The 12,935-nt window shown below is 69.7% G+C and carries 18 protein-coding genes; 7 read left to right on the forward strand and 11 right to left on the reverse strand.

What is annotated here, in order from left to right:
- The first annotated feature begins 74 nt into the window (after positions 1-74).
- Positions 75-1,526, forward strand: coding sequence for a glutamate synthase subunit beta (locus BN1701_RS15390; RefSeq protein WP_054049473.1), 1,452 nt, complete (start codon positions 75-77; stop codon positions 1,524-1,526).
- A gap of 56 nt (positions 1,527-1,582) precedes the next feature.
- Here BN1701_RS15390 and BN1701_RS15395 read toward each other — a convergent pair whose 3' ends face one another.
- Entirely contained in the window at positions 1,583-2,350 is a 768-nt protein-coding gene (locus tag BN1701_RS15395) for a VOC family protein (protein WP_054049475.1), read from the reverse strand.
- 107 nt (positions 2,351-2,457) lie between these two features.
- Here BN1701_RS15395 and BN1701_RS36455 point away from each other — a divergent pair, with 107 nt between their 5' ends.
- Complete coding sequence (locus BN1701_RS36455; protein ID WP_172803259.1) at positions 2,458-2,625, forward strand: hypothetical protein; 168 nt, start codon at positions 2,458-2,460, stop codon at positions 2,623-2,625.
- On the opposite strand, the gene BN1701_RS15400 is transcribed toward BN1701_RS36455, so the two are convergent.
- Together BN1701_RS15400 and BN1701_RS15405 are read right to left on the reverse strand one after the other, a co-directional pair.
- Entirely contained in the window at positions 2,622-3,047 is a 426-nt protein-coding gene (locus BN1701_RS15400) for a MarR family winged helix-turn-helix transcriptional regulator (protein WP_054049477.1), read from the reverse strand. The two genes, BN1701_RS36455 and BN1701_RS15400, sit on opposite strands and share 4 nt — an antisense overlap.
- Before the next feature lie 31 nt (positions 3,048-3,078).
- Entirely contained in the window at positions 3,079-3,492 is a 414-nt protein-coding gene (locus BN1701_RS15405; protein ID WP_054049479.1) for an organic hydroperoxide resistance protein, read from the reverse strand.
- Positions 3,493-3,639: 147 nt separating this feature from the next.
- On the opposite strand from BN1701_RS15405, the gene BN1701_RS15410 reads away from it, so the two are divergent.
- Genes BN1701_RS15410 through BN1701_RS15420 form a run of 3 tightly spaced genes read left to right on the forward strand, consistent with a single transcriptional unit; the run spans position 3,640 to position 7,241 of the window.
- A complete protein-coding gene (locus tag BN1701_RS15410; protein ID WP_157368003.1) occupies positions 3,640-4,668 on the forward strand; it encodes an iron ABC transporter substrate-binding protein in 1,029 nt (342 codons plus the stop codon).
- A complete protein-coding gene (locus BN1701_RS15415; protein WP_231949606.1) occupies positions 4,669-6,243 on the forward strand; it encodes an iron ABC transporter permease in 1,575 nt (524 codons plus the stop codon). It begins immediately after the preceding gene.
- A complete protein-coding gene (locus tag BN1701_RS15420; RefSeq protein ID WP_054049484.1) occupies positions 6,240-7,241 on the forward strand; it encodes an ABC transporter ATP-binding protein in 1,002 nt (333 codons plus the stop codon). The genes BN1701_RS15415 and BN1701_RS15420 overlap by 4 nt, the downstream gene beginning before the upstream one ends.
- 62 nt (positions 7,242-7,303) lie before the next feature.
- On the opposite strand, the gene BN1701_RS15425 is transcribed toward BN1701_RS15420, so the two are convergent.
- Complete coding sequence (locus tag BN1701_RS15425; protein WP_157368438.1) at positions 7,304-7,630, reverse strand: cupin domain-containing protein; 327 nt, start codon at positions 7,628-7,630, stop codon at positions 7,304-7,306.
- A gap of 240 nt (positions 7,631-7,870) precedes the next feature.
- Between BN1701_RS15425 and BN1701_RS15430 the strand changes: the two genes are divergently transcribed.
- A complete protein-coding gene (locus BN1701_RS15430) occupies positions 7,871-8,392 on the forward strand; it encodes an SRPBCC family protein (protein WP_054049488.1) in 522 nt (173 codons plus the stop codon).
- A 117-nt stretch (positions 8,393-8,509) separates the two neighbouring features.
- Here the strand turns inward: BN1701_RS15430 and BN1701_RS15435 are convergent, their stop codons facing one another.
- The 6 genes from BN1701_RS15435 to BN1701_RS15460 form a co-directional block, all read right to left on the reverse strand.
- A complete protein-coding gene (locus BN1701_RS15435) occupies positions 8,510-8,734 on the reverse strand; it encodes a hypothetical protein (RefSeq protein ID WP_054049490.1) in 225 nt (74 codons plus the stop codon).
- Positions 8,731-8,925: a hypothetical protein gene (locus BN1701_RS15440; RefSeq protein WP_054049493.1), complete on the reverse strand. Its 195-nt coding sequence runs from the start codon at positions 8,923-8,925 to the stop codon at positions 8,731-8,733. The genes BN1701_RS15435 and BN1701_RS15440 overlap by 4 nt, the downstream gene beginning before the upstream one ends.
- A 31-nt stretch (positions 8,926-8,956) precedes the next feature.
- Positions 8,957-9,187 carry a hypothetical protein gene (locus BN1701_RS15445; protein WP_054049495.1) on the reverse strand — a complete coding sequence of 77 codons (231 nt, stop codon included), beginning with the start codon at positions 9,185-9,187 and terminating at the stop codon, positions 8,957-8,959.
- Entirely contained in the window at positions 9,184-9,573 is a 390-nt protein-coding gene (locus tag BN1701_RS15450) for a hypothetical protein (RefSeq protein ID WP_157368004.1), read from the reverse strand. Before BN1701_RS15450 ends, BN1701_RS15445 begins: the two co-directional genes overlap by 4 nt.
- 119 nt (positions 9,574-9,692) lie before the next feature.
- On the reverse strand, positions 9,693-11,093 hold the full coding sequence (gene lpdA, locus BN1701_RS15455) for a dihydrolipoyl dehydrogenase (protein WP_054049499.1): 1,401 nt from the start codon (positions 11,091-11,093) through the stop codon (positions 9,693-9,695).
- A 56-nt stretch (positions 11,094-11,149) separates the two neighbouring features.
- The gene (locus tag BN1701_RS15460) at positions 11,150-11,605 is read right to left on the reverse strand and encodes a hypothetical protein (RefSeq protein ID WP_054049501.1); all 456 of its coding nucleotides are present in this window, start codon (positions 11,603-11,605) and stop codon (positions 11,150-11,152) included.
- Between the two features lie 156 nt (positions 11,606-11,761).
- Here BN1701_RS15460 and BN1701_RS15465 point away from each other — a divergent pair, with 156 nt between their 5' ends.
- Positions 11,762-12,517 (forward strand): SigB/SigF/SigG family RNA polymerase sigma factor, encoded by a 756-nt coding sequence (locus BN1701_RS15465; protein ID WP_054055880.1) that lies wholly within the window; start codon positions 11,762-11,764, stop codon positions 12,515-12,517.
- A 49-nt stretch (positions 12,518-12,566) separates the two neighbouring features.
- On the opposite strand, the gene BN1701_RS15470 is transcribed toward BN1701_RS15465, so the two are convergent.
- Positions 12,567-12,854, reverse strand: a complete 288-nt coding sequence (locus BN1701_RS15470; RefSeq protein WP_054049503.1) for a WhiB family transcriptional regulator — start codon at positions 12,852-12,854, stop codon at positions 12,567-12,569.
- Positions 12,855-12,935 lie beyond the last annotated feature (81 nt).

A 12,935-nucleotide genomic window follows, 5' to 3' on the forward strand; every position in this document is an offset into this window, starting at 1 on the left:
CTGCCCCCAAAACCTCAGTGCGACAACCCCCAGCGACAACACGCCACACCGCACCGTGATCATGGAGGCCGCACATGGCTGATCCCAAAGGCTTTCTGACCACCCCGCGCGAGAACGCGTCCCACCGGCCGGTCTTCCTGCGCCTCAAGGACTGGCGCGAGGTCTACGACGAGTTCGGCAACGAGCGCGTGCAGAAGCAGGCAGGCCGCTGCATGGACTGCGGGATCCCGTTCTGCCACCAGGGCTGCCCGCTGGGCAACCTGGTGCCGGAGTGGAACACCCTGGTGTGGCGGGAGGACTGGCGCGCGGCGTCGGACCGGCTGCACGCGACGAACAACTTCCCGGAGTTCACCGGGACGCTGTGCCCGGCGCCGTGTGAGTCGGCGTGCGTGCTTGGGATCAATGATGACCCCGTGTCGATCAAGCGCGTGGAGATCTCCATCGTGGACCGCGCGTGGGACGAGGGCTGGATCAAGCCCGAGGTGCCCTCGGCGCGCACGGGCAAGAAGGTCGCCGTCGTCGGCTCCGGCCCGGCCGGGCTGGCCGCCGCCCAGCAGCTGACCCGCGCGGGCCACGACGTCGTGGTCTTCGAGCGCGCCGACGCGGTCGGCGGGCTGCTGCGCTACGGCATCCCCGAGTTCAAGATGGAGAAGGCCCGGCTGGACCGGCGCGTCGAGCAGATGCGCCAGGAGGGCACGGAGTTCCGGGTCAACGTCAACGTCGGTGTGGACGTGACGGCTTCGCGGCTCCGCGAGGACTTCGACGCCGTGGTTCTGGCGGGCGGCGCGACGGCGTGGCGTGACCTGCCGATCCCCGGCCGGTCGCTGCAGGGGATCTACCAGGCGATGGAGTACCTGCCGCCTGCGAACCAAGTAGCCAGTGGCGCGCTGGACCGCTCCCCCATCCACGCCGAGGGCAAGCACGTCGTGGTCATCGGCGGCGGCGACACCGGCGCGGACTGCGTCGGCACCGCCCACCGCCAGGGCGCGGCGTCGGTGACCCAGCTGGAGATCATGCCCAAGCCGCCGCAGGCGCGGGCCGCGGTCAACCCGTGGCCGACGTACCCGATGCTCTACCGGGTCACCTCGGCCCACGAGGAGGGCGGCGAGCGCGTCTACTCGGTGTCGACCACGGAGTTCGTGGGCGACCCCGAGGGCAACGTGCGGGGCCTGCTGCTGACCGAGGTCGTCAGCGAGGGCGGCAAGTTCGTTCCTGTCGAGGGCTCCGAGCGGGAGATCCCGGCCGACCTGGTCACCCTCGCGATGGGCTTCGTCGGACCGGAACAGGGCGGCCTGTTGAACGACCTGGGCGTCGAGTACGACCCGCGCGGCAACGTCGCCCGCGGCACCGACTTCCAGACCACCGTCGACGGCGTCTTCACCGCGGGCGACATGGGCCGCGGCCAGTCACTGATCGTCTGGGCGATCGCGGAAGGCCGCAGCGCCGCGGCCGGAGTCGACGCCTTCCTGACCGGCCGGGCGGTTCTGCCGCGGCCGATCGAGCCCACGGACCGGCCTCTGGTCTGAGGGTTTGCTGGACGGACGGCCCGCGAGCAATGGCGCTCGCGGGCCGTTCTTTTGTTTCACTCCTTCGGTTGGGAACCGACGTCGAAGGTCGCACCGAACGGGTCGGTGATGGTGCAGAGGCGGCCATAGACCATGTCCATCGGCTCGGCTGCCGTGCCGCCCGCGGCCACCGCCCTGGCCACGGTGGCGTCGCAGTCGTCGACCATGAAGAGGTTGCCCCAGGCGGTCTTCGTGGCTGTCGGGTCGCCGAAGATGCCGCCGATCTCGTGGCCGTCGGGCCTGCGCAGGAAGGTGAAGTCGACGCCGGGCATGTCCTCGTTGCCGTCGAGGGTGAAGTCGAAGACCGAGGCGTAGAACGGGCGCGTCAGCTCCGGGGCTGGAGTCACCAAGTCGTTGCGCAGCAAGGTGTTCGGCTCGTTGACCAGCCGGGAGCCGACAAACCCGGTGCCCTGCCAGAGCCCGAACTGGCCGCCCGCCGGGTCGGCCGCGATGGCCATCCGACCGATCTCCATGACGTCCATCGCCTCGACCAGCACCGTGCCGCCCGCCGCGCGGACTCGGTCCACAGAGGCGTCGACGTCGTCGGTGGCGAGGTAGACGTTCCACCAGAACTCGGTGGCCTCCGGATCGGGATTCGGCATCAGCGCCGCCACCGGCAGGCCGTTGACCAGGCAGTTCGTGTAGTTCCCGGTCTCGGCGGGCCCGATGTCGAACTCCCAGGCGAACACGGCGTGGTAGAAGGCCATCGCGCGGTCGAGGTCGGGGATGCCTAGGTCGAGCCACGTCGGCGTTCCGAGCGGCTGGTTGACGTTCACACTGCTCATGGGTTCCTCCCCAAAGTCGGCTGCCGCCACGCTAGCCAGACCCACCGACAGAACGGCCCCCGCCGCGGGCGCGTCCAGGGCACAATCGGGGGGACGAGGGAGGTCGCATGACCGAGAAGTTCACCGACGAGGAGTACGCGTTCCTGCGCTACGCGCGCTTCGGATCGCTGCCCCACCGGGTCGCGCCCGATGACCTGGTTCCGCTCAACGAGACCGAACCGGCCCCGGACTACGCCGACCTCGCCTACGACGCCGAAGAGCGCGGCGGAGCCTAAGAAATCTTCGTCAGGAACTTCGTCAGCCGCGAGTGCAGGTCGATCAGGTCCTCCAGCGGCGTGTCCAGGTCACGGAACACTGTGCGCGGCAGCTCGCGGATCGGTCGCCGCAGCGCTTCGCCCGCGTCGGTGAGTTCGACCAGCACGCTGCGTTCGTCGGCGGTCCCGCGGGTGCGGCGCAGGATGCCCGCCGACTCCATTCGCTTGAGCAGCGGCGACAGCGTGCCCGAGTCCAGCTGCAGGGCTTGGCCGAGGTCCTTGACGGTGAGCGGGCCGCGGTCGAGCAGGGCCAACATCACCAGGTACTGCGGATACGTCAGGCCGAGGTCGTCGAGCAGCGGACGATAGCGGCCCGTCAGCGCGCGCGACGCGGTGTAGAGGGCGAAGCAGAGCTGCTGCTCCAGCGCCAACGGATCGGCCATCGGACTCCTCCTGAACGACTCTTAGCGACTCTTAAACGACGACAAGCTCAACGTCGATGTTGCCTCGCGTGGCGTTGGAATAAGGGCAGACCTGGTGCGCGGCGGCGACGAGTCCGTCCACGATGGACCGCTCGACGTCGGGAACCGACACCTCCAGCTTCACGCCGAGCCCGTAGCCGCCCTCGATCGCGCCCAACTGGACCACCGCGGCGACCTGGGAGCCGTCGACCCGGACCTTGGCCTTGCGGGCGACGAGCTGCAGCGCGCTGTGGAAGCACGCGGCGTAACCGGCGGCGAAGAGCTGCTCGGGGTTGGTCGCACCACCGGGGCCACCGAGGCTGACCGGGACGGCGAGCGCGCTGTCGAGCACACCGTCGGACGAACGCACGTGGCCACCCCGACCGGAACCCGTCGCGATGGCCTTCGCCTCGTAGAGAGCCTGCACTTTGTGCCTCCAGATCAGAAGTCGACAACGAGAAAGATAGTGCACAACTAAATTGCCCACAACCTGATGTGGCGGACGACACCGCCTGAACTAGGATTCGGAAGGTTAGCCTCACCTCACCACTTCTTTCCTGGTATGGGAGCAGCAATGGCACTCCGATCGACCCGGCTCGCGGCGGCGGTACTCGCCGCCGTTCTCGGCACGACGCTCGCGGCTTGCGGCGACGACGCCGGCAGCGGCGGACCGACCTTGACCGTGTACTCCGGCCGCAACGAGGGCCTGGTCAAGCCGCTGCTGGACAAGGCGGAGAAGGCCATCGGCGCCAAGGTCGAGATCCGCTACGGCGACACCGCGGCGCTCGCGGGCCAGATCTCGGAGGAGGGCGACAAGTCCCCGGCCGACGTGTTCTTCTCCCAGGACGCGGGCGCGCTGGGCGCGCTGTCCTCCGCGGGCCGCCTGGACAAACTCCCGCAGACCGTGCTGGACGCCGCCGCCGAGCAGTGGCGGGCCGCCGACGGCACCTGGGTGGCGACGTCGCTGCGCTCGCGCGTGGTGGTCTACGACCCCGACAAGATCGCCGAGGCCGAGCTGCCCAAGGGCATCGACGACCTGCTCGACCCGAAGTGGAAGGGCAAGATCGGCTTCGCGCCGTCGAACGCGTCCTGGCAAGCCTTCGTCACCGCCATCCGCGTGCTGCGCGGCGAGGACGGCGCGAAGACCTGGCTGGAGAAGTTCAAGGCGAACGAGCCGCAGAAGTTCGAGAACAACCTCAAGATCCGCGACGCGGTCGACGAGGGAAAGCTGCCGATGGGCCTGTCCAACCACTACTACTGGTTCGAGAAGGCCCGCCAGGTCGGCATCGACAAGATGCGCGCCAAGCTGCACTACATCAAGGGCGACGACCCGGGCTCGCTGGTCAACGCGGCGGGTGTCGGCGTGCTCAAGTTGAGCAAGAACAAGGAACTGGCCAACAAGTTCGCTGAGTTCCTGCTGTCGGAGGAGTCCCAGCGGTACTTCGCCGACAAGACCGCGGAGTACCCGGTGCGCGCGGGCGTCACCTCCACCGAGCACAAGCTCGTCCCGCTGAGCGAGTTGCAGCCGCCGACCCTCAAGCTCGCCGACCTCCAGTCGCTGCCGAAGACCGCTGAGCTGCTGCGTCAGGTCGGGCTTCTGTAGGTGGGCACCACCCGGGTCCAGGGAGCGCCGCGAGCCACCGGTTGGCTGCTCGCGGCGCTCCCGGCCGTCGTCGTGGCGGTCCTGCCGCTGGTCTACCTGGTGTTGCGCGCCACCGACCAGGGCTGGGATGTCTTCTGGTCCATCGCTGTGCGCTCCCGCACGGCCGAGCTGACGGTCAACACCGTCGGGCTGCTGCTCGCCGTCGCCGTGAGCGCGGTGGCGCTGGGCACCGCGGCGGCGTGGGCGGTCACCCGGACCGCGCTGCCGCTGCGGCGGGTGTGGACGGTGCTGTTGGTGCTGCCGCTGGCCGTGCCGTCCTATGTGGCCGGGTTCGCCTGGCTGTCGATGGACGTCGTGGGCTTCCCCGGCGCGTGGCTGGCGTTGACCACCACCAACCTGCCGCTGGTGCTGCTGCCGGTCGCCGCCGCGTTGCGGTCGGCCGACCCGGCCCTGGAGGAGGTGTCGCGGTCATTGGGCCACGGCCCGTGGCGGACCTTCGCCAAGGTGACGCTGCCCCGGATCTGGCCGTCGGCGGTCGCGGGCGGCCTGCTCGTGGCGCTTTATGTGCTGCACGACTTCGGCGCGGTGTCACTGCTGCGCTACGAGACCTTCACACTGGGCATCCAGACCGCGTACGCGGGCAGCTTCGACCGCACGCCCGCCGCGGTGATCGGCGTGGTGCTGGTGGTGCTGGCGATCCTGCTGGCGCTGGCCGAGGCCAGGATGCGCGGCACGAACGCGGCCCGCCTTGGCCCAGGGGTGGCCCGCCAGGCCGAGCCGGTGCGGCTGCGCCGAGCAAGCGCGCCGGTGCTGCTGGGACTGGCGGCCATCGTCGCGGTGTCCCTCGGGGCGCCGATCGGCGCGCTGGTCAGGTGGCTGGGAGCGGGCCGGGTGGACTTCGACGGCGCCGCGCTCGCCGAGACCACCGCGACCACCGTGCAGTTCGCCGCTCTCGGGGCGCTGGCCACGATCGTGCTGGCGGTCCCGGTCGGCTTCCTGGCCGCCCGCCACTCGTCCAAGCCGGTGCGCGCGGTGGAGTTGGCCGCCTACGCCGGTCACGCGCTGCCCGGCATCACGGTCGCCCTGGCGCTGGTCTTCTTCGGCGTCCGGTTCGCTCAGCCCTGGTACCAGCAGACTCCGCTGCTCGTACTCGGGTACGCGGCGCTGTTCCTGCCGATCGCGATCAGCTCGGTGCGCACGGCGGTCAGCTCGGCGCCCGCCGGGGTGGAGGACGTGGCCCGGTCGCTTGGCCGGGGCCGGGTGGCGGTCTTCGGCACCGTGACCCTGCCGCTGGCCGCGCCCGGTATCGCCGCCGGGGCCGCTCTGGTGTTCATCACCTGCGCCAAGGAACTGCCCGCCACCCTGCTGCTGCGCCCGACCGGCGCCGACACGCTGGCCACCGCGCTGTGGACGAAGACGGGCATCTCGGCCTTCGCCGAAGCCGCCCCCTACGCGGCGCTGCTGGTCGCGGTGTCGGCGGTGCCCGCGATCTTGCTGGAGGTGTCGGTGTTCCGCTCGGGACGCCGCCCGGAGGAAGCCGTCATGGAGTCAGCCACCCGAGGAGCCCAGTCGTGACCGAGCTGACGATCACCACCCTCACCGCCGGTTACGGCGCGACCCGGGTCCTGCGCGGGGTCGACCTGACGGTGCCGTCCGGTTCCCTGGCCGCCGTACTCGGCCCGTCAGGCTGCGGAAAGACCACCCTGCTGCGGGTCGTGGCCGGTTTCCTCCGCCCCGACGGCGGCGAGGTCCGCCTCGGCGGCCGCGTCGTGACCACCGTGCCCCCGGAACGCAGGCGGGCCACGGTGGTACCGCAGGAGGGCGCCCTGTTCCCCCACCTGTCGGTGGGCGCCAACGTCGGCTACGGCCTCCCCCGCGCGGGACGCGAGGCCAGGGTCGCCGAGATGCTGGACCTGATCGGCCTCAACGGCTACGCCAAACGCCGCCCGGCAGAATTGTCGGGCGGCCAACAACAGCGCGTCGCCCTGGCCAGAGCCTTGGCCCCCCACCCCGACCTGGTCCTCCTCGACGAACCCTTCTCCGCCCTCGACGCAGGCCTGCGCGCCGACCTCCGCGCCGACGTCCGCCGAGTCCTGCGCGCTGCGGGAACGACCGCCCTGCTGGTCACCCACGACCAGGACGAAGCTCTCTCCATGGCCGACGTCGTCGCGGTGATGCGCGACGGCCGAGTCGTCCAGGCAGGCCCACCGGAAGAGGTCTACAGCCGCCCAGTCGACCTCGCCGTCGCCACCTTCGTCGGCGAAGCCGTCCTACTCCCCGCGATCGCCCAAGGCCGCACCGCGGAAAGCACCCTGGGCGAAGTCGAGCTGACCGACACCGCCACCGGCCCCGGCATGGTCATGCTGCGCCCCGAACAACTACTGCCCAGCACCAACGGAACCGGCGTCACCGCACGAGTACTCCGCACCAGCTTCCACGGCCACGACGCCACCATCACCTTGCGCACAGGCGAAACCGACCTGATCTCCCGCGTCCCCGCCCCCCTACGGGTAAGAGAAGGCGACGACGTAAGGCTCACAGTCGCGGGCGCAGCCCGCTTCTACCCCGCCTAACCACCAACCAAGCCGCACCCACCGCCCGAGCAGCTTCACCCGATGGTGCGGACAGAACCCGCCTAAACCATGAACTGATCATGCCGAGCGAACAGGTCCTTCCACTCCTCCTCACTCAACGAAAGCCCCCGCTCAGCAACCTCAGCCAACTCCTGAAAGTACCGCTCCCGAGGCGGCCCAGGAGCGAACAAGATCAACATGTCCGCGGGCGAGTCGGAGTCATTCCGAAACGCATGGATCCCACCCTCAGGCACGTACAAAAAGTCCCCAGCCGTAGCATCCACCCACTCTTCCCCGTTGAAGAGCCGAACCGTCCCAGCAATAACGAAGAAAGATTCCGAGAAAGTGCGGTGGAAATGCGCCCCAGGCCCACCCGCACGCGGCGCCATCTCCCACCGAAACAGCCCGAACTTGCCATCCGTAACCGACCCCGGCGCCACAAACCGAGCCGTCGTACTAGGTCTGACCAGCGACTCCGCCGCATCGACCGGCCGATAGACCCCACTGACCTCACCGGCCTCCCCGGCATACGGCGACACCGACTGGGCAGCTGAGTGTGAACCTATGAAAGACACACGACCTCCTCAGGTTTCATGGTTTCCACGCCCGATCCTAGGCATACTCACAGAGTGAAGATCACCGAGATGCAGATCACGGTCGAATTCCCCGTCCTGGCCGAGGCAGCCGACGTGTGGGCAGTCCTTTCCGACATCCCCCGCATGGCCACCTGGAGCCCGGAGTGCGTCCACGCCGCATGGCGGGACGAGGCACCCGTCGAGCCGGGAACCCGGTTCGAGGCGACGAACAAGATGGGCGACTGGTCCTGGGACGTCACAGGCGAGATCGTGGCCATCGCGGAGAACAACAAGGTGACCTGGGTGGTGCGGGGTCTCGACGAGAACTCCGACCAGCCGTCGTCCACCTGGAGCTACGAACTGGCCCCGCTGCCCAGCGGCGGCACGCTCATCCGGCACACGTTCACCCACGGCCAGGGCGGCAGCCACCTGGTCACCCTGACCGCGGCGAACCCGGATCACGCCGACGCCATCATCGAGGGCCGCACCCGGATGCTGCGCGAGAACATGACCAGCACCCTGGCGGCGATGGCCAAGCAGATGGGCTGGCCGGTCCCCAGCCTGATGTCCACTTAGGACATCCTGGCCGGAGCAAGCAATCCACGAACGGGCGGTCGCGCCGGGCATCCCGCCCAGGCGAGGTGATTCCCGGGAGGAACTCCTGAACCACGGCGTCGAAGTCGGCTCGCCTCATCAGGAACGCGCCTGTCGGGCGGCGCGGATCTGTTTGTCGGTGTGCGAGTGCCCGGGGAACGCGTCGACCGGGCCGACCGACGTCGTCGCGGGCAGGTCCAGCAGCGGGGTCAGGTCGCCGTCGAGCACGCCCGACCCGATGGCGATGCTGGTCAGCGCGGGCATCGACCGCAGCGGGGCCAGACTCGGCACCGGGCCCTGGTTGGGGAAGTGCAACCAGCTCAACCCCGACGCCTAGGCGGCCCGTCGAGGTGCACGGCGCGCAGGCCGGGCAGGGTCCGCAGGAAACCCAGATCGCCCACCGACTCCTTGTCCCAGTCCAAAACGAGCGCGTCGTGGCCGCCCTCGACGAACCGGCCATGGTCGTGCGGCGCCCACGGGCGGAGACTGACGCGGTACTCGCTGAACTCCTCCATCACACCTCCACACGAGCACCGACATCGCCAGCTACCGCTCTCGCATGGTCACCGTGAGCTCGGCCGCGTCGCCCACGATCTCGGCGAGGTGCGAGGTCAGGTCGTGGACGACTTCGCCGACCAGGTCGCCCGGCCCCATCGCCGCGACCTCGGCCGCGCTCATGCCCCGCTCGCGCAGGTGCGCGCTCAGCGACTTCCGCAAGCGCTTCGCGTTGACTTCGCGCAGTTCGATGGTGACGGTGTGGATCCGCGACTCGCTCATCGGGACTCCGGCCACTCCACCGAGACCTCGGCCGCCGCGAAAGTCGCGCGGCCAAGAATCGTGTCGACCGCAAACGACTCGCGGTGCGCGTCACCTGCCCAGGTGGCGATCTCGTACAGGGTCTCCTCGGTGTCCGGGTCCCAGGCCCCGCCAAGGTCCTGCCCTGACTCGAACGTGAACCCGACGACGTCGGCGAAGCCCAGCACCAGAGTCTCGCCCGCCGACGTGCCGAAGGTGAACCGCACCCCTGCCCGCGGGGCCACGACCATGTCGATGGACCGCAGGGTCGCATCGTTGTGCAGGTCGCGGTAGCCGCGGTCGGTCTCCAATTCGACGGTGCCCCCGGCACCCGGCTCAAGTGGACGCAGGCCCCGATAGACCGCCATCAGACCCTCCACAGGCGTCAGCGAACCCTCCATGAACCGGAAGATACCGAAACGGCGCCCACCGGACGCGGAATGCCCGTCCCCGGCGACCGGGGACGGGCATTCCGACCGACGTCGAATCACATATTGATCATGTGGCCGGCGAGGCCGTGAATGGCTTCCTTGACCGCCTCACCCAGCGTCGGGTGGGCGTGCACGTTGCGCGCCATCTCGTGCACCGTGAGGTCCCACTGCTGCGCCAGGGTCAGCTCGGGCAGCAGCTCGGTGACCTCGGGCCCGATCAGGTGCCCGCCCAGCAGCTCCCCGTACTTCTTGTCGCTGATCAGCTTCACGAAGCCCACCGGGTCGGCCAGGCCGTGCGCCTTGCCGTTGGCGGTGAACGGGAACTTCGCCACCTCGACGTCGTAGCCCTGTTCGCGGGCCTGGGCCTCGGTGTAGCCGAAGCTGGCGATCTGCGGCTGGCAGTAGGTCGCGCGCGGGATCATCACGTAGTCGAGTTCCATGGTCTCGGCACCCGCGATGGTCTCGGCGGCGATGACGCCCATGGACTCGGCGGCGTGGGCCAGCATGAGCTTGGCGGTGACGTCGCCGATGGCGTAGATGTGCGGCACCGAGGTGCGGCAGCGGCCGTCGATGTCGATGGCGCCGCGCTCGGTGAGCTTGACGCCCGTGCGGTCCAAACCGTAGCCATCGACGCGCGGCTGGAAGCCGATGGCCTGGAGGACCTTGTCGGCTTCGAGGACCGTCTCCTTGCCGCCCTTGGACACCGTGACGCGGACCTTGGCGCCGGTGTCGTCGATGGACTCCACGCGGGTGCCGACAAGCACTTCGACACCGAGGCGCTTGTAGCGGCGGGCGAGTTCCTTGGAGACCTCTTCGTCCTCCAGCGGCACCATCCGGTCGAGGAACTCGACGATGGTGACCTTCACCCCGTAGTTGTGCAGCACGTAGGCGAACTCGACGCCGATGGCGCCCGCGCCCGCGATGATGACGCTCTCGGGCAGTTCGGCGGCGAGGATCTGCTCCTCGTAGGTGACCACGCGCTCGGACAGGCTGGTGCCCGGCAGCAGGCGGGTGGTCGCGCCAGCGGCGATGATCGCGTTGGCGAAGGTGACCGTCTCGGTGCCGCCGTCGGTCAGCGCCACCTCGATGGTGTTGGCGTCGGTGAACGTGCCCTTGCCCTGGAACTGGGTGATGCCGTTCTTCTTCATCAGGTAGTGCACGCCCTTGACGCGGCCATCGGCCACCGAGCGGCTGCGCTCGTAGGCGGCGCCGTAGTCGAAGGTGACCGTGCCCTCGACCTGGATGCCGAACGTCTTGGCCTCGTGCTGGACCAGGTGGGCCAGCTCGGCGTTGCGCAGCAGCGCCTTGGACGGGATGCAGCCGACGTTGAGGCAGACCCCGCCCCAGTAGCGTTCCTCGATGATCGCCGTCTTCAGCCCGAGTTGCGTCGCCCGGATGGCCGCGACGTAGCCGCCCGGCCCGGCCCCCACGACCACGACGTCGAAATGTGTGCTCATGGTGCCCACGATATTGCCCAGGGGCGGGTGGCGGGCAAGCCGCTCAACTTGACCCGTCAATCCATCGTCGACTGGGTCACGGCCAGTGACGCGGGCCGCACCCCTTCGACCGCCGCGACGACCGAGCCCACCACCGCGCTGTCGGTCAGGTTCGTCCCGGCGACCCGCACCGTGCGCACGCCGTTGGCCTTCGGCGCCCAGCCTGGGCCGACCATGACCACGGTGCGCACCACGTCGGGAAACTCGTCGACCACCCGCGCCACCGTCCCGGCGTCCACCGTGCGGGCGATGAGGTGCGTGCGGGTGAACCGGTCCGCCAGCGACTCCAGGACGTCCTCAACGGCGTTGAGGCACTGTCCGTGAGCGACCGAGCACCAGGCGATCTGGTAGCGCTGCGCGAGCGGCTCCCAGCCCGCGGGCAGGTCGGCGGGGGCGGTGTCGGAGTCGTCGATGACCACCAGGGCGGGGCCGTAGTCCAGGCCGCGCCATAGTGGTCGCGGTGTCTCGCGCACTGCCGCCTCCTCCGGGGTGAATCGTCCCCACCTCGACTACCCGGGATCGCTGGGATCCAACCACTTTCGGGGGTCACCCACATCTCGAAGTCGAGTTGTCGGGCCGACAGCGCGTGCATACGGTGAGGTGAAACCGCCGAGGACAGGGTGTGGCCGGTGCCCATCACCGCGCGAGCCGTCGAGACCAGGTCGAGGTCGGACTACGCCCACCTCGAACCCCTCTTCGGTGACCTCGCGCGCCTGACCCCCACCGATCCGCGCCACGCCGCGGTGCGCGCCGAGCTGGTGACCGGCCACCGCCGGGTGGCCGAACACATCGCCGCGCGCTTCCGCGACCGGGGCGTGCCCCAGGACGACCTGACCCAGGTGGCGATGGTCGGGCTGATCAATGCCGTCGACCGGTTCGACCCGGCGCGCGGGTCGGACTTCCTGAGCTACGCCGTGCCGACGATCATGGGCGAGGTGCGCCGGTACTTCCGCGACACCGCGTGGGCGCTTCGGGTGCCGCGCACCCTGCAGGACCGGTACCGCACGGTGAGCGCCGCGGGCGTCGAGCTGACCCAGGAACTGGGCCGGGCCCCGACCCCCAGCGAGCTGGCCCGGCACCTCGACCGCCCCCTTCGGGACGTGTTCGAGGCCATCGCCGCAGGTCAGGCCTATCACACGGCGCAGCTGGACGAGACTCCCCAACCGGGGCGGCCGGACGACGCGCTGGCGAGTGTGGAGGTGGCCCAGGCGCTGCGGCCGCTGATCGCCCGCCTGTCGGACCGCGAGCGGCGCATCCTGGGCCTGCGCTACGTCAGCGACGACACCCAGACCCAGATCGCCGAACGGCTCGGGCTGTCCCAGATGCACGTGTCCCGGCTGCTCACCCGCACGTTGGCCAAGCTGCGTGAGGGCCTCAGCGACTGAAGAGCACACGGCATGGGCTTGCGCCAGACGCGCGCCCCAAGAGTGAGCCTCAGCGACTGACCCGCCTGCGCGCGTACGCGGCGCGGCGCTCGCCCTCGTCCAGCCCGCCCCAGATGCCATAAGGCTCGATGACGGTGAGTGCGTGATGGCGGCACTGCACGATGACGGGGCAGCTCTGACAGATCTCCTTCGCGTGGCGCACCCGGTCGGCGCGGGCCTGCCCGCGCTCGGCGTCGGGGTGGAAGAACCAGGCGCTGTCCAGGCCGCGGCAGGCACCCTGGCGCTGCCAGTCCCACGTCTCCGAGACCGGCCCTGGCAGGCGCGATAGCTCACTCATGTCCCTGCTCCCCTCGTCACCGCTCCTTATCGGAGGTGTTACCCGGGGTCGCCCTGGCTGAAACGAACCCCACTTCAATCG

Source organism: Alloactinosynnema sp. L-07 (assembly GCF_900070365.1).
Classification (GTDB): domain Bacteria; phylum Actinomycetota; class Actinomycetes; order Mycobacteriales; family Pseudonocardiaceae; genus Actinokineospora.

What these genes read in the sequence shown, in the direction of transcription:
- lpdA (WP_054049499.1), bottom strand. Translation starts at nt 11,093, where the DNA reads ATGAGCACACATTTCGACGTCGTGGTCGTGGGGGCCGGGCCGGGCGGC.
- BN1701_RS36455 (WP_172803259.1), top strand. Translation starts at nt 2,458, where the DNA reads ATGACCGAGAAGTTCACCGACGAGGAGTACGCGTTCCTGCGCTACGCG.
- BN1701_RS15390 (WP_054049473.1), top strand. Translation starts at nt 75, where the DNA reads ATGGCTGATCCCAAAGGCTTTCTGACCACCCCGCGCGAGAACGCGTCC.
- BN1701_RS15395 (WP_054049475.1), bottom strand. Translation starts at nt 2,350, where the DNA reads ATGAGCAGTGTGAACGTCAACCAGCCGCTCGGAACGCCGACGTGGCTC.
- BN1701_RS15445 (WP_054049495.1), bottom strand. Translation starts at nt 9,187, where the DNA reads ATGAGCGAGTCGCGGATCCACACCGTCACCATCGAACTGCGCGAAGTC.
- BN1701_RS15470 (WP_054049503.1), bottom strand. Translation starts at nt 12,854, where the DNA reads ATGAGTGAGCTATCGCGCCTGCCAGGGCCGGTCTCGGAGACGTGGGAC.
- BN1701_RS15400 (WP_054049477.1), bottom strand. Translation starts at nt 3,047, where the DNA reads ATGGCCGATCCGTTGGCGCTGGAGCAGCAGCTCTGCTTCGCCCTCTAC.
- BN1701_RS15410 (WP_157368003.1), top strand. Translation starts at nt 3,640, where the DNA reads ATGGCACTCCGATCGACCCGGCTCGCGGCGGCGGTACTCGCCGCCGTT.
- BN1701_RS15450 (WP_157368004.1), bottom strand. Translation starts at nt 9,573, where the DNA reads ATGGCGGTCTATCGGGGCCTGCGTCCACTTGAGCCGGGTGCCGGGGGC.
- BN1701_RS15440 (WP_054049493.1), bottom strand. Translation starts at nt 8,925, where the DNA reads ATGGAGGAGTTCAGCGAGTACCGCGTCAGTCTCCGCCCGTGGGCGCCG.
- BN1701_RS15425 (WP_157368438.1), bottom strand. Translation starts at nt 7,630, where the DNA reads ATGGCGCCGCGTGCGGGTGGGCCTGGGGCGCATTTCCACCGCACTTTC.